This window comes from Nonomuraea sp. 10N515B (genome assembly GCF_052245915.1).
Lineage (GTDB): Bacteria > Actinomycetota > Actinomycetes > Streptosporangiales > Streptosporangiaceae > Nonomuraea.
The window spans coordinates 1-20,887 of the sequence record NZ_JBQQBQ010000019.1 but is presented as its reverse complement, the minus strand read 5'-3'; the positions used below and the strand labels follow the sequence as shown (position 1 = coordinate 20,887).

Sequence of the window (20,887 nt, the reverse complement as noted above, 5' to 3'; positions counted from 1 at the left end):
ACAGCTGCCAGGCCGTGTGCCGACTTCGCCGATCAGAACTGACGCCCATGCCGCTCAGCCCTGCTCTGCCCAGTCGCCCAGCGACCAGTCCCGCACCTCCGGCATGTCCTGCAAGTGCTCCACCACGTACCGCTCGTGGCGGAGGAGCTGCTGCTCGCACCACGCCTTCAGCTCGCTCGCCCCGGTCGGGGTCCGCCGCGCGGCGTTCAGCGCGTCGATCACCAAGTGGTACCGGGATGCCCGGTTGCGCACCACCATGTCGAACGGGGTCGTGGTCGTCCCCTCTTCGACGAACCCACGCACATGGAACCTGTCCGGGTCCGGCCGGCCGTGCACCAGCTGGTGGATCGCGCCCGGGTAGCCGTGGAAGGCGAACAGCACGTCGACGTGGTCGGTGAACAGCTCCCGGAACAGGATGTCGTCCATGCCGTTCGGGTGGACCGTGCGCAGTGGCAACGTCATCAGGTTGACCACGTTGACCACTCTGGTGGCGAAGTGCGGCAGCCGCTCGCGCAGGATGTTCGCCGCCGCGACGGTCTCCATGGTGACCACGTCCCCGGCGCACGCGAGCACGATGTCGGGGTCCGACCACCCGTCCTCGGTGCCTGCCCACGGCCACACCCCGGCACCCCGGGCACAGTGAGCCACCGCCTCGTCCATGGTCAGCCACTGCAGCTGCGGCTGCTTGTCGATGACGACGAGGTTCACGCGCGACCGCGACCGCATGCAGTGGTCGGCGACCGACAGCAGCGTGTTCGCGTCCGGCGGCAGGTAGATCCGGCTGATCGTGCCGCGGTGGCTGATCACGTTCTGGATCAGGCCGGGCCCCTGGTGGCTGAAACCGTTGTGGTCCTGGCGCCAGGCGGTCGAGGTCAGCAGGATGTTCAGGCTCGGCACCGGCGCCCGCCACGCCAGATGGTGCGCCTCCTGCAGCCACTTCGCATGCTGCACGGTCTGCGAGGCCGACACCATGGCGAACGCCTCGTAGGTGGCGAACCAGCCGTGCCGGCCGGTCAGCGTGTAGCCCTCGAGCCAGCCGTGGCAAGCGTGCTCCGAGAGCACCTCCATCACTCGGCCGTCCCGCGATATCGCGACGTCTTCCTCGGTCACGCGCTCCGCGAACGCCCGGTCGGACGCCTCGAACACCGCCCCGAGCCGGTTGCTCTTGGTCTCGTCGGGGCAAAAGAGCCGGAACCGGTCTGGGTTGCGTTTGTAGGTGTCGCGCATGAGCTCGCCGAGCTTGCGGGTCGACTCGAGCCGCTCCCCGCCCGGCGCCTTCACCGGCACCGCGTAGTCGCGGAAGTCGGGCAGGTCCAGGTCGACGGTGAGCAGGCCCCCGTTGGCGTGCGGGTTGGCGCTCATCCGCAGCTCTCCCTCGGGGTTGATCGACAGCACCAGCGCCTCGGGCGCGCCGTGGTCGTCGAAGAGCTCCTCGGGCCGGTAGGAGCGCATCCAGTCCTCAAGGATCCGCAGGTGCTCCTTGTTGCCCTTTATTTCGGCCAGCGGCACCTGGTGAGAGCGCCATGTGCCCGACACCTGCACCCCATCCACCACGTCCGGTCCGGTCCAGCCCTTCGGCGTCCGCAGCACGATCACCGGCCACCGAGGCCGGGTGCCGTCCCAGTCGCCGCTGCGGGCCGCCGCCTGGATCGTCTTGATCGACACCCACGCCCGCGTCAGCGCGTCGGCGAACCGGTGGTGCATGCCGGGCAGTTCGTCACCCTCGACCTCGATCACGTCATACCCGTGCCCGCTCAGCAGCGACCGGACCTCGTCCCGGTCCTTGCGGGCCATCAGGGTCGGCCCGGCGATCTTCGCGCCGTTCACGTGGATGACCGGCAGCACCGCGCCGTCGCGGACCGGGTTCATGAAGGAGATCCCGCTCCACGACCCCTCCAGCGGACCGGTCTCCGCCTCCCCGTCGCCGACCACCGCCAGTGCGATGAGATCCGGGTTGTCCATCACCGCGCCGAACGCGTGCAGCAGCACGTAGCCGAGCTCGCCGCCCTCGTGGATCGAGCCCGGGGTCGGCACCGACGCGTGGCTGGGGACCCCGCCGGGTGAGGAGAACTGGCGGAACAGCCGCAGCAGCCCCTCCTCGTCCATGGTGACGTGCGGGTAGATCTCGGTGTAGGTGCCCTCCAGGTAGCCGGCCCCGACCAGCGTCGGGCCGCCGTGCCCCGGACCGGCCAGGTAGATCATCTGCTGGCCGGTGTGCTGGATCAGACGGGACGCGTGCGCGTACACCAGCGCCAGGCCGGGGCTGGTGCCCCAGTGTCCCAGTAGCCGCGGCTTGATGTGCTCGCCGGTCAGCGGCTCGCGCAGCAGCGGGTTGGCCATCAGGTAGATCTGGCCGACGGTCAGGTAGTTGTTGGCGCGCCACCACGCGTCGACCGCGGCGACCTCAGCCTCGGTGGGATGGGCGAGCCGGTTCACCAGGTCCATGGTGGGTGGTCCGGCGCTGGCGGTTTCGGTGGTTGCCACGAGAGTCTCCATCCACCAGAGTGTCGGCGCTCACGTTGTTCCCCAGGAGTTTCTGATGGGGTAATTCCCCAGGTCCCGGGCGTGTCGTTACTCTACGTGCTGCTCATCTCACCGTGGGGGACGACACACGAGGGACTCTGGTTCGGGCGGTGGCTCGGCCCGTTCATGAAGCACTGGCGCGGGCAGATGGCGGCACGCCGGGCCGCGCCGCCGTACAGCCTTCGCCTGTCATGTGTGCGCCTGCTGACCTGGGGAATCAGGCTCATTGGCTGCTTCTCGCCGCCGTACCTGCGCCGCCCGGTGCCGCAGTTCACCGACGCCACCTGGCCGGCCTTTTCCTCATAGAGAGATCAACGATGCGTGCCTACGCGGTCCCGGCCCCGATAACCGTTGCCCCCGACGCCCAACTCGCCGACGTGGTGTTCGCCGACGACCGGGTGAACAGCGACATGGTCCTGTTCCAGCGCCGGTCGGCCGGCAGCTGGCGTCCGGTGACGGCCAGGCAGTTCGCGGCCGACGTTCGCAGCCTGGCGGCCGGCTTCCTCGCCGCCGGAATCCAGCCCGGCGATCGGGTCGCGCTGCTGGCCGCCACCAGCTACGAGTGGACGCTGGTGGACTATGCCCTGTGGACGGTGGCGGCGCTGCCGGTCCCGATCTATGAGACCTCCTCGGCCGAGCAGGTCCGCTGGGTGCTGGAGGACGCCGGCCCGGTCGCAGTGGTGGTCGAGAGCGAGACGCATCGCCGCTTGGTCGAGGACGTGGCCGAGGGCCTGTCCGGGCCGCTGCAGGTGTGGCAGATCGGCGGAGGCGGGCTGGACCGTCTCCGCGAGGGCGGGCTGGACGTGGACGACGCTCAGCTGCGTGAGCGCTGCCGCGCGGTGTCGGCCGACGACCTGGCGACGATCATCTATACCTCGGGCACCACCGGCCGCCCGAAGGGCTGCATGCTGAGTCACGGCAACCTGCTGTACGAGGCTCGCATCGCAATCGACAGCCTGGAGCGGATCTTCGGCCAGGATGCCTCGACCCTGCTGTTCCTCCCGCTGGCGCACGTATTCGCGCGGGTGATCCAGGTGGCCTGCGTGGAGCGGGGTATGCGCCTGGCGCACAGCGCCGACACGGCCAGGCTGACCGAGGACCTGGCCGCCCTGCAACCGTCGTTCCTGCTGGCGGTTCCCAGGGTATTCGAGCGGGTCTACAACAGTGCTCAGCAGCGGGCCCATGCTGAGGGCAAGGGGAGGATCTTCGACTGGGCCGACCGGACCGCGGTGGCCTACAGCCAGGCGCTGGACAATGGGCGGCCAGGCTTGCGCTTGCGCCTGGCACACCGCCTGTCCGATCGGCTGGTCTACCGGCGGCTGCGGGCCGCGCTCGGCGGCCGGGTCGGCTACGCCATCTCCGGCGGAGCGCCGCTGGGCGTACGGCTGGGCCACTTCCTCCGCGGAATGGGCATCCCCGTGCTGGAAGGCTACGGGTTGACCGAGACCAGTGCCGCCGCGACCGTAAACCGGCCCCACGCGCTGAAGATCGGCACGGTGGGGCCGCCCCTCCCCGGGGTCGAGATCCGGATCGCCGACGACGGCGAGATCCTGATCAAGGGCCCGATCGTGTTCCAGGGCTACTGGCGCAACGAGCAGGCGACCAGGGAGAGCAAGACCGCCGATGGCTGGCTGCGCACCGGCGACGTCGGCGCCCTGGACGAGAACGGGTTCCTGACGATCTCGGGCCGCAAGAAGGAGATCATCGTCACCGCCGGCGGCAAGAACCTCGCCCCGGAGCCGCTCGAGGACCGCCTGCGCACCCACCCGCTCATCAGCCAGGCGGTGGTCGTCGGCGACCGGCGGCCGTACACCGCCGCGCTGATCTCCCTGGACGCCGAGGCGCTGGCGTCATGGAAGCGGGCCGCCGGCCGGCCCGAACAGGCCGGCCCGGCCGAGCTTCGCGACGATCCGGATCTACTGGCCAGGCTGCAGACGGCCGTGGACGAGGCCAACACGGCGGTGAGCCGGGCCGAGTCGATCCGCAGGTTCCGGATCCTTGCGGTCGACCTGACCGAGCAGAACGGATATCTGACCCCGACCCTGAAGGTCAAGCGTGCCTTGGTCCACAAGGACTTCGCGGCCGACATCGAGGAGCTGTACCGCTGAGCGCCAGACGCCAAAACCGGCAGACCCGCCGCGTCGCGGGCCAGCGATCGACGCTGGACCGGCTGGTGGCGGCCACACCGGCGTCCCGCGACCGGGTGGTCGACGCCGCCCGCGCGCTGTGCATCGTGGTCGTCACCCTCTGGCACTGGACACTGTCGGTCACCCACCGCACCGCCGACGGCGGCCTGGCCATGCCCAACCCGATCCACGCCGTGCCCGGTGGCTGGCTGGCCACCTGGGTGCTGCAGATCATGCCGGTATTCTTCCTGGTCGGTGGGTACGCCAACCTGGTCGGCTGGCAGCGGGCTCAGGCGCGCGGGACGACCGCCGGCCAGTTCGTCCGAGACCGGCTGCGCCGGCTGCTCTTGCCGACTGCCGTCTGGGCCCTGGTCTGGCTCGCCGGCGAGCTGATCGCGGCCGCCCTGCCCGGCCTCCACCGATGGATGTGGGAGTGGTTCCCCGGCTACCTGACGCCACTGTGGTTCCTGGGCGTGTACGGCCTGCTGATCGCCGCAGTGCCGATCACCGCGAGCTTGAACGCCCGCTACGGAGCCAGGGTCCTGATAGCGCTCGTACTGCTGATCACCCTGGGCAGCGTGGCGGACCGCGGCGCCGACCTGGCCTGGGCGGCCTGGGTGACCGCCGCCCTGGTGTGGCTGTTCTGCCACCAGCTCGGCTACGCCTGGCGCAGCTGGGAGCTGGGGCGGCGCCCGCTGGCGCAGCGGCTGGCGGTTGCCGGAGCCGGACTGGCCGCGCTGGTCGGGCTGACAGTGGGAGCGGGCTACCCCCTCTCGATGGTGTCCACCACCGGCGCCGCCGAATCCAACATCTTCCCGACCAACGCCACCATCGCCGCCCTGGCCGTCTTTCAACTCGGGCTGCTGGTCCTGGTCACGCCGGCCGCCGAGCGCCTGTTGCGCCGGCCGGCTGTCTGGAAGCCGGTGGTGGCCCTCAACGTGGTCGCGTTGACCATCTTTCTCTGGCACATGACCGCGTACCTGGTGGTGCTGTGGGCCTATGAAGGGCTAGGCCGCAACCTGCCGGCGGAGCCAACCGCCAGCTGGTGGGCCCAGCGCTGGCTATGGCTCCTGGCCCCATCGGCCGTGATGGCCGTGCTGGCCGTCCTGTTCGCCCGAGTCGAGCTGACCGCCCGCCGACCCCGCAGAGGGGCAGACCGCTGAGCTCGGTTATCTGGTCAAAGCCCCTGGGGGCTTACGGGCTCTGGCACGATGAGCTGCTCACCAGGGACAAATGGCTCCGTCTCCGGTGCCTATCCCGGAAAGTCACCCTGATGATGAACCGGTTCTCGTAGGTGTCGCCGTCGGCGAGTTCGGCGACCATACGCTCCTCCACGATGGCCACGTCGGGGTCGTCCGTCTGGTGGAACAGGACGTCGTGCACGGCGATGCTGCGCGCCCCGGCGACCAAGCCGGTGAACGCGAAGGTATCACGGCGCTCCACCGTAGCGCTGCTGCGCCAGCGAGTGGACATATCGGCGCGACTCTGACTAGAGAGTCAGCGCCGATGCTTTGAGCAGGACTAACGGCTGCTTCTGTTGTTCCTGTGGCAGCAGGCGTGGCGAGCCCGGCGGGCGCGAAGGATGCGCCGGCATCCCGATCTCGCTCTCGTCAGGGGCATACATCGAACCTTCGGCGGCGCGACGGGCGGCGCTTATGAAGACGTGGACTGTGTGGCCGGATGTGGTGAGCGCGAATTTCTTCGAGGCGGGGGTTCTCGAGCTATGCGAACTCGTGCTGGCCCGGGGGATCGCCATTGAAGCGGCGATGCTCTCGGTCGACGATGCACACGCCTTCGTCTCCTCCGGCATGGCCGCGCGTTGCTCGTGGGTCCTCCTCGAAGCGTTTGAAGAGCGGGCGGAGGACGCTCTCCGAGCGGTCTCGGCGATGGAGACTGTGTTGTCCGAGGCCGACGTCCAGCTAGAGAGGGTCTACCACGGGTACGGTCCAGCGTCGTGGGCCGTCCAGCGCTACGGAGCTGCGCGCGGTCACGGGGTTCGCGCAGGTCTCGAAGATGTGACGGTCCTTCCTGATGGGCGTCCCGCGTCCGGCAACGGCGAGATCGTGGCCGCCGCAGCGGCACTAATGGCGCACGCAGCCCTCTGACGTCAGCGTGTGGCTGCGCCGGCCATCGGGACGGCGCTCCACAGACAGGAAGAAATGGCATGTCCGAAACCCTGTGCATTACGGAAAACCGTATGTAACATCCGGTTCATCCACAGGTCGGTGGCAGGAGGGGTCCTATGCGGGCTTGGTTCATCGCGTTGCTGGCGGCGTCCTCCACGCTGTTGTCCGGTTCGCCCGCCGCCTACGCGTCGCCGTCCGCTCCTGCGGATGGCGTCCGCCCGCCCTTCTGCACTTTGGACGCCGGCCGCACCACCCTGACCGTCAGATCAGGCAACGTCGACCGCACCGTCCTGGTCTACCTTCCCGCCCTCTCCCGAGGACGCGCGAACCTGCCGATGGTGCTGAATCTGCACGGCAGCCAGAGCACCGCGGCCGAGCAACTGACGAGAAGCGGGATGGAGGAAGCCGCCGACGACGGCGGCTTCCTCGTTGTGGCCCCGGAGGGGATCGTCGACGCCTCGCCTGGATACCGCTGGAACGTCCCCTACGTCACCGGCACCGGTGGGCCCGACGACGAGCAATTCCTCACCGACACCATCACCACTCTGGCGCGGATGGGGTGCGGCGACCCCGGCCGCGTGCTGGCCGCCGGCTACTCGGGCGGAGCGCGGATGGTCTCCCAGTACGCCTGCGACCATCCCGACCGGGTGACCGCGCTCGCGGCGGTGGTGGGTCTGCGCGCCGGGGCGCCACGCCAGGAGGCGGACGGTTCCTACGTTCCGGACACCGCCACCTGCCAGCCGGCCCATCCGGTCCCGGTGGTGTCGTTCTCCGGAACCGCCGACCCGGTCAACCCGTACGCCGGAGGCGGCGCCCCGTACTGGGGTTACGGCGCCGAGGCCGCCGTGAAGCAGTGGGCCGTGCTGAACGGCTGCCGCCGCGGCCCGCGCACCATCACGGTCTCCGAACATGTCAGCCGGGTGCAGTACACCTCGTGCCGGGGCGGAGCGGACGTCGTGTCATACGTTGTCCAAGACGGCGGACACACCTGGCCGGGCAGTCCCGCGATCTGGCCGCCGGCCCTGGGACCGGTGACTCAGGAGATCGACGCCAAGGAGATCATGTGGCACTTCCTGCGCACCCACCCTGGCCGTACGCCTTGAGCCTGGTAGTGCTGACTGCGACTGCTCCGCCGAAGGCCGCGACAAGCCACGTCCGAGCATCCGGGGGACGTCACACGGCGGTTGCGGACGCCGCCTCGCCCTCGGGAGACGGTGTTTGGGCGCTGTCCGTCGGACGGCCGTGGCCGAGGGTCAACTCGCTCTGCAGGACGAGGACGGCCCCACCGATCGCTGCGGCGTCCGACCCGCTGACCGATGGGACGACCCGCACCCGGTGAGCCCGCCGCGCGAAGGTGCGGCCGTCCACCTCCTCCTGGATCACCGACTGGTAGATCGAACCGGCGACCGCGAAACTCGGTCCGGCGAGGACGACTGTGTCGAGGTCGAACAGGGTGGTCATGGTGACCGCGGCATAACCCAGATAGCGGGCCGACCGTTCGACCAGGCCTCGGGCGGCCGGGTCGCCGGCGTTCGCCGCAGCCGCGAGCCACGCGAACCCGCTGAGGAAGTCGTCTCCGGTCGGATCGAGCGCCAGTCGCTGGCCAAGCCCGGGCGTCGTCAGGGCCTGCCTGACCAACGCGGCCGGGCCGGCGTAGTTCTCCAGACAACCGCGGTTGCCGCAAGGACACTCGTCCCCGTTGACGTCGACGGAGATGTGGCCGATCTCCACGCTGTTCGAAGAGCTGCCGCGATACACCTCGCCTGCGACCACCACGCCACCGCCGATCCCGGTGGCCATGTAGATGCAGCCGTAGGTGCTGCGTGGCTCTACCGCCCCCAACCAATACTCACCGATCGCGGCCGCCGCCGCGTCGTTGTCCAACAGGACCGGCAGACCGAGGCTCTCGGCGAGACGGTCCGCGATCGGGTAACCGAACCACTCCTCGGTGGGCTGCGGGGTCAACAACACACCAGCCCGCCGATCCTGCGGCCCATAGCTGACCAAGCCAACTCCCAGCACCTTGTCACGATCGACGGCCGCCGTGTCGAGCAGCGCGTTTACCTGCGTGGCCACCGACGACAGCCCGCGCTCCGGCGGCATCGACGACACTCCGCTGAACGACATCCTCGCGATCTGCCGGCCGGCCAGATCGACCACAACGATCACGCACGTATTGCGTTCCAGCTGCACCCCGACGCTGTAGCGGGCTGAAGGATTGAGCTGGACGAGCATCGGTCGCTTGCCTCCCGTCGACGCCCCCAGCCCCGCCTCGACGACCAGGCCGTCGACCATGAGCTCACGCACGACCTCGGAGATCGTCGGTGCCGTCAAACCGGTTGCCCCCACGAGCTCCACCCGGCTGATCGCCCGCGCCGCCCGGATCAAGTCGAGCACCATTCCGCGGGTCTTCGTCCGAGTTGCCCAGATGGGGCTCGTCACCGTGCCACCTCCCACATCCCAATGTATAAAAGCTACCTTATTTTCAGCCATCCGCCGGGCGAGCAGCTCCACCGCCAGGCCCTTGAGCTGGGGTCCAATCCCGAGCTCCAGGTGCCTTTTTCCTGGGCATACCTTCGCAGATTGACTTTCATAACTTTGCTAACTAAGCATGCTGGGGCAGCTGTCCGCATCTATCTCGAACAGAGGGATCAGATGAAACATCGTCATGCGCTGCTCACGTTCAGCGCCGTCGGAGTCCTGGCGCTGGGCAGCATGGCAGCGACCACGCTCCCCTCGTCGGCTGCCACCACTGGCTGCTCCGTCACGTACACCGTCCAGAGCGAGTGGCCCAGCGGATTCACCGCCAACGTGGCCATCACCAACCTGGGCTCCGCCGTCACGGGGTGGACCTTAACGTTCGACTTCCCCAACGCCGATCAGAAGGTCACCCAAGGCTGGAGCGCCACCTGGACGCAGTCCGGGGCTCACGTATCCGCCACCAGCCTGAATTGGAACGGGTCACTGGACACCGGCGCGTCCGCCTCCATCGGCTTCGCCGGAGCATGGAAGGGGGCCAACCCGGTAGCCACCTCGTTCGCGCTCAACGGCACAGCCTGCACCGGCTCGGTGATCACGCCGACCCCCACCACAACCACCAGTCCCTCCCCCAACCCCAGTGGTCCAGCACCACGCCTGCAAGTGTCCGGAAACAAGATCGTCACGTCGGACGGCAAGCCTTACCGTCTGCTCGGCGTCGACCGCTCAAGCGGCGAATACGCCTGCGTGCAAGGCAAGGGCCAATGGGACAGCGGACCGGTCGACCAAGCATCGGTCGATGCCATGAAGAGTTGGAACATCCACGCGGTGCGCCTGCCGTTGAACGAAGAATGCTGGCTCGGTGTCAACGGCTCGCCCAGCGGCGCGACCTACCAGGTGGGCGTGAAGGCCTACGTCAACCTGCTGGTCGCCAACGGCATCACCCCGATCCTCGACCTGCACTGGACCTCGGGCGCCTACAGCAACGGGCCGGACTGGCACTGCAAGGACGCCACCGCGACGTGCCAGAAACCGATGCCGGACGCGCAGTACGCCCCCCAGTTCTGGACCAGCGTCGCGAACACCTTCAAGGGCAACGACGCCGTCGTCTTCGATCTGTTCAACGAGCCGTACCCGGAGATCGGCAGCGACTGGAACAAGACCTTGGGCTGGCAGTGCCTGCGAGACGGCGGCACCTGCACCGGCATTCCCTATGAGGTGGCCGGCATGCAGGACCTGGTCGACGCGGTCCGGGCAACCGGCGCGACCAACGTCCTCATGGTGGGCGGCCTGGAGTGGACCAACGACATGCGGGAGTGGCTGGCATACAAACCGAACGACCCGCTGAACAACATCGCCGCGTCCTGGCACGCGTACAGCTTCAACGCCTGCGCCACCCCGTCCTGCTGGGACACCCAAATCGCCCCGCTCGCCCAGCAGGTACCCGTAGTGCTCGGCGAGTTCGGCCAGGACAACTGCGGCTACGACTACATGGACACGCTGATGGACTGGGCCACCGCACACGGCCTGTCCCACCTGGCATGGACCTGGAACCCGTGGGGCTGCAGCACCGGCGCCGTCCTTATCAAGGACTGGAACGGTACTCCCGAACCCGGCGTCGGCGAAGGCTACAAGGCCCACTTGCTCACCCAAAATCCCTACACAACCCCGTGACCAACCACCCCAGGCGGCTGCCCACAGCCGCGTACGACGCCACCCCGGCCGGATGTCCAATGCCAGGGCTGTCGAAATGCTGTCTACCCGCAGGTGGCAACGGCCGCGGCTGAGAAGACCACCGCACCCGGCCCCGCGAACGCCGCCTTCTCGCGGCGGAGCGGGGCCGTTGCTCTTTCGCAGAACCCGAGGAGGGCGAATGGATCATGGTGTGTGCAGGGTTGGTGCACGCGAGCACGCACCGAGCACGTGACCGTCGTGTGCGTCATCCCTGCGCAACGGCGGTGCCCCAAGAGAGCATCGCCGATTGTTCAATCCGGGTGGAGCCAACGCCCGGCATGGATCCCGTCGGGACGCTGCGCTGACGCCGCTCAGATCATCGCCACCAGGATCCTTCTCGGGCCGGTGTAAGCGTGCCTGCCGTGCATGACGAGCAAGTTGTCGATCATCATGACGTCGCCTTCCTGCCACGGGAAGGAGCATTCGTTCCGTTTGGTGACGTCGCGGATGTGCCGGAGGTCGACCACGTCCAGCGGGCTGCCATCGCCGTAGGTGGCCTGGAGGGGCAGGTCCTCGTCAGTCTCTGCCATCTCCAGCAGGGCCTCGGCCTCGTCGTCCGGGAGGTTGGAGACGTGCCACTGCTCGGCCTGGTTGAACCAGACCTCCTCGCCGGTGACGGGGTGACGCCGGATGGCCGGGCGGACCTGTCGTACTCTGAGCTCCTCATCATCGGTCCAGTGGAACTCCGCGCCGGTTTCCGCCAGCGTCTTCTCCACCTCGGCCCGGTCGGCCGTCTCGTAAGTGTCCTGCCAGGACTTGCCGAAGCCGAATCCCCCGTGCAGGTTCTGCAGGTAGGCGACGCCGCGGGTGGCGAAGCGCTCGCGAACCTCGGGTGCGATGCCGGCCAGCACGGCCCTGGAGTCCGAGACGGGCGTCGCGCCTCCGGTCTCGGGAGCCTGGTCGCAGTAGAAGAACAGGCGTGAGGGCCAGCGGTGGGCGTAGGACAGCTCGTTGTGCAGGGAGATCTCGTACTCCGCCGGGTACTCGGTGGAGGTCCACACGCCTGTCTGCACAGCCACGCGGGGAGTGTTGCCGTGCCGGTAGCTCGTGAACGGCTCCCCGAACGTGCTGACGAACCGGTGGAAGTCAGCGGGCGAGGCGATGCCGAGACCGCGGAACAGCACGGCACCGTGCTGGACGAGCAGCTCGTCGGCGGGCCCGCGCGCGGCGTCGTCGAGCACGGCGATCGTGGTCGCCCCTGAGGTGATCTTGTCCATGGTCAGTGCTCCCGCGGTTCCGGCATGCCCTTGGTCTTGGGAATGGGTGACAGCGCGAGCACGACGATCGGGATCACCGCGCCCGCCGCGCAGATCAGCATCGTGGTCCGCATCCCGACCCCTGCCGCGAGCAGCCCCGTGAGCAGGGCGCCGAGCGGGGCGAGGCTGAGGGCGACGGCGCGCTGTGAGGCCATCACCCGGCCCTGCAGGTGCTGCGGGGTGGCGCCCATGCGCAACGTCCCGCTCGCCACCATCGCGATGGGCCCGGTGATTCCCAGCAGGAACTGGGCGGCTCCGATCATGACGATGAGCAGCCACGTCGGCCCGGTGGCCAGCCCGATGAGGAACAGCGAGAGGTTGCCGACCACGGTGGGCCAGAAGAACGCCGGGCCGATGCCGATCCACTTCATCGTCCGCGTGGCCAGCAGCGACCCGAGAATGGCGCCGGGAGCGCCGACGGCCAGCAGGATGCCGAGCCAGTAGGGGCTGAGGCCGAGCCCTTTGACGACCCAGAGCGGCAGCAGGACCTCGATGCCGGTGTAGAAGAACATGTAGAAGCCGGCCGCGATGACGCCCGGCCGGATCAGCGGGTCACGCCATACCCAGCGCAGACCCTCGGCGATCGAGGAGAACACGCTCGGCCGTTCCTCGCCCGGTGTGGGCACCGGCTCCGGCTTGCGGATCAGCGCGCAACTGATCGCGGAGATGATGAGCGTCACCACGTTGACGAGCAGAACCTGGGCTGCGGCGAACGCGCTGACCAGGGCGGATCCCGTGCTGTTTCCGGCGATCCTGGAGACGGAGGTGCTGAGCTGCAGCTTGGCGTTGCCGTCACCGAGATGCTCCCGCCCCACCAGGAACGGCAGGTGCGACATGTTGGCGACCTCGAAGAACACGAACAGCGCGACCGAGAGGAAGGAGATCGTGCCGAGCCAGAAGAGCGTGAGCGTCCCGGTGAGGTACATGACGACGATCAGGAGCAGCAGCAGGGCGCGGCCGACGTCCGCGGCGATCATGGTGGGCCGCTTGCGGAACCGGTCGGCCCAGAAGCCGGCGAACAGGAACAACAGGAACGGCAGGCGGCTGACCGCGCCGAGCGTGCCCACCTCGGCCTCGTTGGCGCCGAGGATGACGATGGCCACCAGCGGCATGGCGACCACGGTGACCTGGGCGCCGAACTGCGAGGTGGTGTAGCCGAGCCAGAGCTTGAGGAACTCTCGGTGCTTCCAGAGGCTGGCGGGCTCGTCTACGGCCGGGGCGGGCGCCGGTGTCTCAGTGGTCGGCGTGTCCGAGGCCACGGTCCATCCACCTCCTCCATTTGTGGGCGGTTCTGGTGACGTAGGGGTTGTACAACGCGCTGAAGCGGGCGCCGGGGATGAGCCCGGTGTCCAGCCCGGGGACGATCGGCCGCCAGCCGAAATCCTCATCGGCGGGCGCCTTGTCCTCTTCCGGGATGAGCAGGACGGCGGGCCCGTCGTAGACGTCGTGCTTGTAGCGGCCCACCGCATGCGCGTTGGCGCGGAAGACCTCCACATAGCGCTGGATCTGGTCGAGGTCGTCGGTCTCGGTCCGCAGCTGCCCTTCCTTGGTGGCCGCGTTGACGATCTTCAGCAGGCGCTCGGCCGGTTCGAGCATGCTGAGCTCGCGCGGGTCGAGCGAGGTGGCGCCGCCGGCGAGCGCGTGCACCATCAGCGCGGTGTCGTCCTCCAGGGTGGAACCGACCACCGGCTCGTCCGCGGAGGACCAGGCGAGGAAGACGTACGGCACGGTCTCGCCGGACGCGCGCAGCCTGCGGGCGACCTCGAGGGCGATGTTCCCGCCGATGCAGAAACCACCCAGGAAGTACGGCCCTGCCGGGGCGATCTCGCGGATGTAACCCGCGTAGGCTTCCGCCATCTCGTCGATCGAGGTGTGTACGGCGTCGCCCGCGGTGAGGCCGTGTGCCGGGATGGCGTAGACCGGCTGGTCCTCGCCCAGGTGCTGGGCGAGCGGCCGATACCGGAACACCTGCCCGCCGAGGGCGTGGATGAGGAAGAGCGGGGGACGCTTGCCCGTGGTGCGCAGCGGGACGACCCTTCCGCGTGACACCGGGTTCTCGCCCTCGTCGGCGAGCGCCTCGGCGAGCAGCGCCACCGTGGGCGCGGCGAGGACCGTCCCCACCGGAATCTCGCGGTCGAGCTCCTGACGCATGCGCAGGGCCAGACGGAGCGCCAGCAGCGAGTGACCGCCCAGGTCGAAGAAGTCGTCGTGGATGCCGACCTGCTCGACCCCGAGGATGTCGGCCCAGATCTCGGTGAGGGTCCGCTCCAGGTCGTCCCGGGGAGCTTCGTACGGGGCACGGGCCGCCGGTGCCGGTTCAGGGAGTGCTTTGCGGTCGAGTTTGCCGTTGGCGGTGACCGGTAAGCGCTCCAACTCAGTGAAGGACGCGGGGATCATGTGCTCCGGCAACCGCTCACGCAGGAACCCCACCAGTTCCGGTGCGTCCGCCCGGCCCACCACGTAGGCCGCCAGCACGCCACCCACCGGCCGCACCGCCGCCGCCTGCACCGCGGGGTGCCGGGCCAGCACCGCCTCGATCTCGCCCAGTTCCACCCGCATGCCCCGGACCTTCACCTGATCGTCCATCCGGCCCAGGTAGTCCACCTCGCCGTGCGGCAACCACCGCGCCAGGTCACCGGTGCGATACAGCCGCGACCCCGGCGGACCATACGGATCCGGGACGAACCGGTCGGCAGTCAGCCCGGGCCGCCGCACATACCCCTCGGCCACCTGCACTCCGCCGATGCACAGCTCTCCTGGTGTCCCTACCGGCACCCGCCGCGAATCGGCATCCAGGATCTCGATGCGCGTCGCCCGGATCGGCGCCCCGATCGGCGTCCGCTCCTCCCCCACCTGGCACGCGTGCCAGGTCACATCCACCGCCGCCTCGGTCGGTCCGTACAGGTTGTGGACCTCCACACCGGGCCACATCCGATGAACCCGCGCCACGAGCGCGCTCGGCAACGCCTCCCCCGAACACACCACCCGCCGCAAGGACGGCACCGCCAGATCCGGCACCTCCACCACCGCATCCAGCATCGATGGCACGAAATGGACCATCGACACGTGCTCCCGCCGCATCAACTCCACCAACGCCGGCGCGTCCAGGTGCACGCCGGGCGGCGCCACCACCAGCCCAGCGCCCTCCACCAGCGGCCAGAACAACTCCCACACCGACACGTCGAACGTGAACGGCGTCTTCTGCACCACCCGATCCGCCGCTCCGAGCGGGAATGCCTCCCCCATCCACACCAGCCGATTCGCGATCGCGCGATGCGACACCACCACGCCCTTCGGCCGCCCCGTCGAGCCCGACGTGTAGATCACATACGCCGGCGCCTCCGGAGGAACGGCCACAGGCTCCGCCCCGCGCACGACGTCCGGCAAGGAGGTGGAGACGGTCTCCACCTCCCCGAACCGCTCCGGCGCCCCGGTGATCACGACCCGCGCCCCGGCATCGGCCACCATGAACGTCAACCGCTCATCCGGGTACTCCAGCTCCAGCGGCAGATAGGCGCCCCCCGCCGCCATCACCGCATGGACGGCCACCACCAGGTCCACGCTCCGCGGCAGGCACACCCCCACCACATCGCCCAGCCGCACACCCCGCTCACGAAGGGCCGAAGCCAGCGCACTCACCCGTGCGCCGAACTCCGCATATGACAGCCACACCCCATCGCCGCCGCAGACGGCCGCCGCATCCGGCGTCGCAGCCACCCGCCGTGCCACCGCCTCAGGCAACGACACGAACTCCCGCGCCACGCCCGTCGCATTCCACCCCTCCACCGCCGCCACCTCCCGGGCGAGGAGCTCGGCGGCGCCGCGCGGATCGGCCGCGGGATCCGCAGCGATCTCGGTGAAGACCTGGTGGTAATACTCGCCCATGCGGAGGATCTGATCCGCGGAGAACTGGGTGACGTCGTACTTCAGCTTCAGCTCCAGCCCGCCGCTCTGCGGGGACCACGTGAAGTTGGCCGAAACCGGCAGGTTGGTCTGCTCGAAGAACTCGCTCTCCACGACCTCGATCGGGCCGCCGGGACCGAGGTCACGGTAGACGTGGAAGTCGCGGTAGTCGAAGAGGACGTCGATCACCGGCGACCGGTTGGTGAGCCGTTGCATCTCGAACAGCGGGTAGAGCCGGTGCGGCAGGAGGGCCACCTCGGCTTCGAAGACCTTCCTGATCAGCTCCTGCCAGGTGCGGACGTCCGTACGCACCCTGACGGGCACGCTGTTGAGGAACAGGCCGAGGACCTGCTCGGCCGCCTCGTGCTCGGGCCTGCCGTGCGTGACCAGGCCGGTGATGACATCGGCGTCGCCGGTGAGCAGCGCGAGCACGCGGAGGTGACCTGTGAGCAGCACGGTCCGCAGCGGCACCCTGGCCTGGCGCGCCACCTGCTGGAGCGCCGCCACGAGCGGCTTGCCGAGCGGTACGGCGTGAGCCGTCGTCTCCTCCGCGTCCCCCGTACGGTATCCGGGCAGACGAGGCAGCGTGGTGGTCGGCGCCTCCGTCAGCACGTCCCGCCAGAACTGCTCGGTCGCCGCGGACGCCACCGCAGCCTTCTCCCTGGCGACGAAATCACGGAAGGTCAGCCCCGGCGCCTCTGCACGGCCACTGCCGTTCGCGGGCGGAGGCTCGACCGCCGGGTCGCTGTCGACAGCGAACCTGGCGGCGTAGCGGCCAAGCAGTTCGGTCACGAGCGAGGCCACGCTCCAGCCGTCGAGGATCGCGTGGTGGAAGCTCAGGGTGAGCGCGAACCATCCCGATGCGAGGTGGTGGATGACGGCGCGGAAGAGCGGCGGGGCCTCCCAGTCGAACGGCCGCCGCTTCTCCTCCTCCCGCCAGATGCTCAGCCGCTGCCGGGGATCCTCGAACCCGGAAAGGTCGATCTCCTGTACAGGCGGCTCGACGTCGTCCCAGACGAGCTGGATCGGCTCGTCGAATCCAGTCAGGTCGAACGAGGTCCGCAGGACGGCGTGCCTGGCCATGACGTCGCGCAGCGCGGACCTGAACACCTCACCCTGGTAGGTGCCGCGCAGGATCAGCGTGAAGACGTCGTGGTAGGTCGCGGAGTCTTCCTGGTAGGCGCTGTGGAAGAGCATTCCCGCCTGCAATGCGGTCAGCGGGTAGGCGTCTTCCAGCCCGGTCACGGAGTCTGTTGCCGTCAACGCCTGCCTCCTGGGAATCGCCGCTTGAGCCGATCCAGATCCGCCGAGCCGAGCAAGCCGAACGCCCGGCTGCCCGTGCTCTCGTCGGTCTCGCCGAGGGTGATCGTCTGAGCCAGCTCCCGTACCGTCTGGTGGACGAAGACGTCCTCGAGCTTGAGGGTGTAGCCACGGGCCCGGAGGCGTGCGACGACCTTGAGCGATCTGATGGAGTCACCGCCGAGGGCGAAGAAACCGTCGTGGGCGCCCGGCGACGCGATGTCCAGCACCTCGGCCCAGACCTCGGCGACCGCCCGTTCGGCCGCCCCGCTCGGCTCCTCGTACGGCACGTCCGCCGGGGCCTGAGGCGTGGGAAGGGCTTTGCGGTCGAGTTTGCCGTTGGCGGTGACCGGCAACCGGTCCAGCACCGTGTACCAGGACGGAACCATGTGATCGGGCAACTGCGCACGCAGATACCCCGTCAGCTCCACGACGTCCGGCTCGCCCACCACATACGCCGCCAACCCTCCGCCGAACGGCTGCACCACCGCCGCCGTCACCGACGCATGTCCGGCCAGCACCGCCTCGACCTCACCAAGCTCCACCCGCATCCCGCGGATCTTCACTTGATGATCGATCCGGCCCAGGTAGTCGACCTCACCCTCCGGCAACCACCGCGCCAGATCACCCGTCCGATACAACCGCGAACCCGGCGGGCCGTAGGGATCGGGCACGAACTGCTGCGCCGTCAACCCCGGGCTGCCGGCGTATCCGTCGGCCAGACCCACCCCGGCGATGCACAGCTCTCCTGCCGTCCCCACCGGCACCCGCCGCAGGTTCTGGTCCAGGACTTCCAACCGGATCCCCCGGATCGGCGCGCCGATCGGCGTGCGCGTCTCCCCCGGCACACAGGCATGCCAGCTCACATCGACCGCCGCTTCGGTTGGCCCATACAGGTTGTGCAACCGCGCATGGGGAATCCGCTCGAAGAACCGCCCTGCCAACGACGACGGCAACGCCTCCCCCGAACACACCACGCGCCGCAGCGACGGCACCTCCAGAACCGGCTCCTCCAGCAACGCCTCCAGCATCGACGGCACAAAATGCACCATCGACACCTCATGCTGATGAATCAGCCCGATCAAGGCGGAGGTGTCACGATGCGCACCCGGCGCCGCCACCACCAACCCCGCGCCGGACATCAACGGCCAGAACAACTCCCACACGGACACGTCAAACGTGAACGGCGTCTTGTGCAGCACCCGATCGCCGGCCCCCAACGGGAAGGCCTCCCCCATCCACACCAGACGATTCGCGATCGCCCGATGCGAGACCACCACACCCTTCGGCCGCCCCGTCGACCCCGACGTGTAGATCACATACGCCGGCGCACTCGCAGGAACCGGCACACGCCCCGGCTCCCCGTCCTTGGGCTCAACCGCCGGACTCACCGTGATCCACCCGGCGAAACGCTGCGGCTCCTCGGTGATCACGGTCCGCACTCCGCCATCGGTGACCATGAACGCCAGCCGCTGGTCGGGGTCACCGGGATCGAGCGGCAGGTACGCCGCTCCCGCCGCCATCGCGGCGTGCACGGCCACCACCAGGTCGACGCTGCGCGGCAGGCACACGCCCACCACGTCGCCCACCCGCACACCACGCTCACGCAAGGCTCTGGCCAGCGCGTTGACCCGCCCGCCGAACTCGGCGTAGGTCAGCCACGTACCGTCGGCGTCGCACACCGCGGGCGCGTCCGGCGTCGCGGCCACCCGTGCGGCCACCGCGTCAGGCAACGACACGAACTCCCGCGCCACCCCCGTCGCATTCCATCCCTCCACCACCGCCGCATCCCGGGCGGGCAGGGGAAGCCAGGAGACAGGCGCGTCGGGGTCGTCCACCGCCGCGGTGAGCAGGGCGACGAAGTGCTCGGCCATGCGCTCGATCACGTCTGCGTCGAAGAGGTCGGTGCGGTACTCGAAGATGCCACCCAGCCGGCCGGGGAAGCGCTGGACGTGGAGCGAGAGGTCGAACTTGGCGGTCGTGGTGTTCGACGACACCCACTCGACGTGCAGATCTCCGGCCCGCATCGCAGACCGTTCCGTATCTTCCAGGCTGAGCATGGCCTGGACCAACGGCGTACTGCCCAGATCGCGGCGCGGCCGCAGATCCTCGACGAGCGCCTCGAACGGAACCTCCGCGTTGGCGAAGGCGTCCAGCGTGGTGGCCCTGACCTGCCTGATCAACTCCCGGAAGGTGGGGTCTCCCGAGCAGTCGGTACGGAGCACCAACGTGTTGAGGAAGAAACCGATCAACGGCTCCAGCTCCGGCCTGGGCCGTTCCGCGGTCGGCGTGCCGACGGAGATGTCCTGCTGCCCCGTGTGCCGGGAGAGCAGGACGGCGAAGGCGGCGAGCAGCGCCATGAACAGCGAGGCGTTCTCCTCGGCGCCCAGCGCTCGCAGCCGCTCGAAGACCGAGGTCGGGATCATGAACGGAACATTGGCACCCTCGTGACCGCGTCGAGGCGGACGCGGCTTGCTCGCGGGGAGTTCCAGGCGTTCCGGCATGCCCTCCAACCGCTTGCGCCAGTAAGCCACCTGGGTGTCGCGGAGCTCACCCTCCACCCGCGCACGCTGCCAAGCCGCATAATCGGCGTACTGCACCGGCAGCTCCGTCAGCGACGCAGCCCGGCCCTCCGCCAACGCCGCATAAAGCTCACCCAGCTCACGGGCGAACAACACCGCCGACCACGCATCGTTCACCACATGATGCACCGTCACCAGCAACTGATGATCCCGCACCCCATGCCGGACCAGATGCGCCCGCAGCGGAGGCTCAGCCGTCAGATCGAAACGCCGCCCCGCCACCCCCAGCAAAAACCCACGAGCCTCCGCCTCGGCCAGCTCCACCACCTCAAAAGGCACCACCGGCTCGGCCCCCACCGACACCAGCACCTCATCATCAACCTGCACGAACCGCGACCGCAGCACCTCATGCCGCTCCGCCAACGCCACCAACGCCCGCTCCAGCAACCCCGCATCCAGCGGGCCGCGCAGGCGCAGCCAGATCTGGGTGTTGTAGACAGCGAGATCGCTCTCCAGCTGATCGAGGAACCACAGCCGGCGCTGCCCGTACGACACCGGTAGCAGCCCGTCGCGCGGCAGCGGCACCACCTCGGGCACCGGGTCGGCGGCCGTATGCATCGCCGCCGAGTCCGCGGCCGTCCGCTGGGCGGCGGCGATGCGCTCGGCCAGCGCGGCCACGGTGGGCGCCTCGAACAGCGCCCGTACCGGCAACTCGATCTCGAAGGCCGCACGCAGGCGGGTGACGATCTTGATCGCCAGCAGCGAGTGGCCGCCGAGCGCGAAGAAACCGTCCTCACGCCCCACCGGACCGGTCTGGAGCACCGCCTCGAACAGCGCCGCCACCAACTCCTCCACCGGACCACGCGGCGCCACCCGCACCGGCTCGACCACACCGGCCGGCTCGGGCAGGGCCGACCTGT

13 protein-coding genes are annotated in these 20,887 nt (G+C 69.1%); 6 read left to right on the top strand and 7 right to left on the bottom strand.

Going from position 1 to position 20,887, the window contains the following annotated elements; translation table 11 throughout:
- Window positions 1-54: 54 nt before the first annotated feature.
- Entirely contained in the window at window positions 55-2,445 is a 2,391-nt protein-coding gene (locus tag ACTWQA_RS27290) for a phosphoketolase family protein (protein ID WP_443162032.1), read from the bottom strand.
- 120 nt (window positions 2,446-2,565) lie between these two features.
- On the opposite strand from ACTWQA_RS27290, the gene ACTWQA_RS27285 reads away from it, so the two are divergent.
- From ACTWQA_RS27285 to ACTWQA_RS27275, 3 genes are all read left to right on the top strand, one after another.
- Window positions 2,566-2,829 (top strand): hypothetical protein, encoded by a 264-nt coding sequence (locus ACTWQA_RS27285; RefSeq protein WP_443161915.1) that lies wholly within the window; start codon window positions 2,566-2,568, stop codon window positions 2,827-2,829.
- 11 nt (window positions 2,830-2,840) lie between these two features.
- Window positions 2,841-4,631: an AMP-dependent synthetase/ligase gene (locus ACTWQA_RS27280; protein ID WP_443161914.1), complete on the top strand. Its 1,791-nt coding sequence runs from the start codon at window positions 2,841-2,843 to the stop codon at window positions 4,629-4,631.
- A gap of 65 nt (window positions 4,632-4,696) precedes the next feature.
- On the top strand, window positions 4,697-5,812 hold the full coding sequence (locus ACTWQA_RS27275; protein ID WP_443161913.1) for an acyltransferase family protein: 1,116 nt from the start codon (window positions 4,697-4,699) through the stop codon (window positions 5,810-5,812).
- Between the two features lie 31 nt (window positions 5,813-5,843).
- On the opposite strand, the gene ACTWQA_RS27270 is transcribed toward ACTWQA_RS27275, so the two are convergent.
- Window positions 5,844-6,092 carry a hypothetical protein gene (locus tag ACTWQA_RS27270; protein ID WP_443161912.1) on the bottom strand — a complete coding sequence of 83 codons (249 nt, stop codon included), beginning with the start codon at window positions 6,090-6,092 and terminating at the stop codon, window positions 5,844-5,846.
- 212 nt (window positions 6,093-6,304) lie between these two features.
- On the opposite strand from ACTWQA_RS27270, the gene ACTWQA_RS27265 reads away from it, so the two are divergent.
- Together ACTWQA_RS27265 and ACTWQA_RS27260 are read left to right on the top strand one after the other, a co-directional pair.
- Entirely contained in the window at window positions 6,305-6,754 is a 450-nt protein-coding gene (locus ACTWQA_RS27265) for a 3-keto-5-aminohexanoate cleavage protein (protein ID WP_443161911.1), read from the top strand.
- A gap of 137 nt (window positions 6,755-6,891) precedes the next feature.
- A complete protein-coding gene (locus ACTWQA_RS27260; protein ID WP_443161910.1) occupies window positions 6,892-7,878 on the top strand; it encodes an alpha/beta hydrolase family esterase in 987 nt (328 codons plus the stop codon).
- Between the two features lie 70 nt (window positions 7,879-7,948).
- Here ACTWQA_RS27260 and ACTWQA_RS27255 read toward each other — a convergent pair whose 3' ends face one another.
- Complete coding sequence (locus ACTWQA_RS27255; RefSeq protein ID WP_443161909.1) at window positions 7,949-9,289, bottom strand: ROK family protein; 1,341 nt, start codon at window positions 9,287-9,289, stop codon at window positions 7,949-7,951.
- A gap of 141 nt (window positions 9,290-9,430) precedes the next feature.
- On the opposite strand from ACTWQA_RS27255, the gene ACTWQA_RS27250 reads away from it, so the two are divergent.
- Window positions 9,431-10,927: a cellulase family glycosylhydrolase gene (locus ACTWQA_RS27250; protein ID WP_443161908.1), complete on the top strand. Its 1,497-nt coding sequence runs from the start codon at window positions 9,431-9,433 to the stop codon at window positions 10,925-10,927.
- 371 nt (window positions 10,928-11,298) lie between these two features.
- On the opposite strand, the gene ACTWQA_RS27245 is transcribed toward ACTWQA_RS27250, so the two are convergent.
- The 4 genes from ACTWQA_RS27245 to ACTWQA_RS27230 form a co-directional block, all read right to left on the bottom strand.
- Complete coding sequence (locus ACTWQA_RS27245) at window positions 11,299-12,204, bottom strand: TauD/TfdA family dioxygenase (RefSeq protein ID WP_443161907.1); 906 nt, start codon at window positions 12,202-12,204, stop codon at window positions 11,299-11,301.
- A gap of 2 nt (window positions 12,205-12,206) precedes the next feature.
- A complete protein-coding gene (locus tag ACTWQA_RS27240; RefSeq protein WP_443161906.1) occupies window positions 12,207-13,502 on the bottom strand; it encodes an MFS transporter in 1,296 nt (431 codons plus the stop codon).
- Entirely contained in the window at window positions 13,477-17,409 is a 3,933-nt protein-coding gene (locus ACTWQA_RS27235; RefSeq protein ID WP_443161905.1) for a non-ribosomal peptide synthetase, read from the bottom strand. Before ACTWQA_RS27235 ends, ACTWQA_RS27240 begins: the two co-directional genes overlap by 26 nt.
- A partial coding sequence (locus ACTWQA_RS27230; RefSeq protein WP_443161904.1) for an amino acid adenylation domain-containing protein occupies window positions 17,406-20,887 on the bottom strand: 3,482 nt, incomplete at its 5' end. The genes ACTWQA_RS27235 and ACTWQA_RS27230, both read right to left, overlap by 4 nt.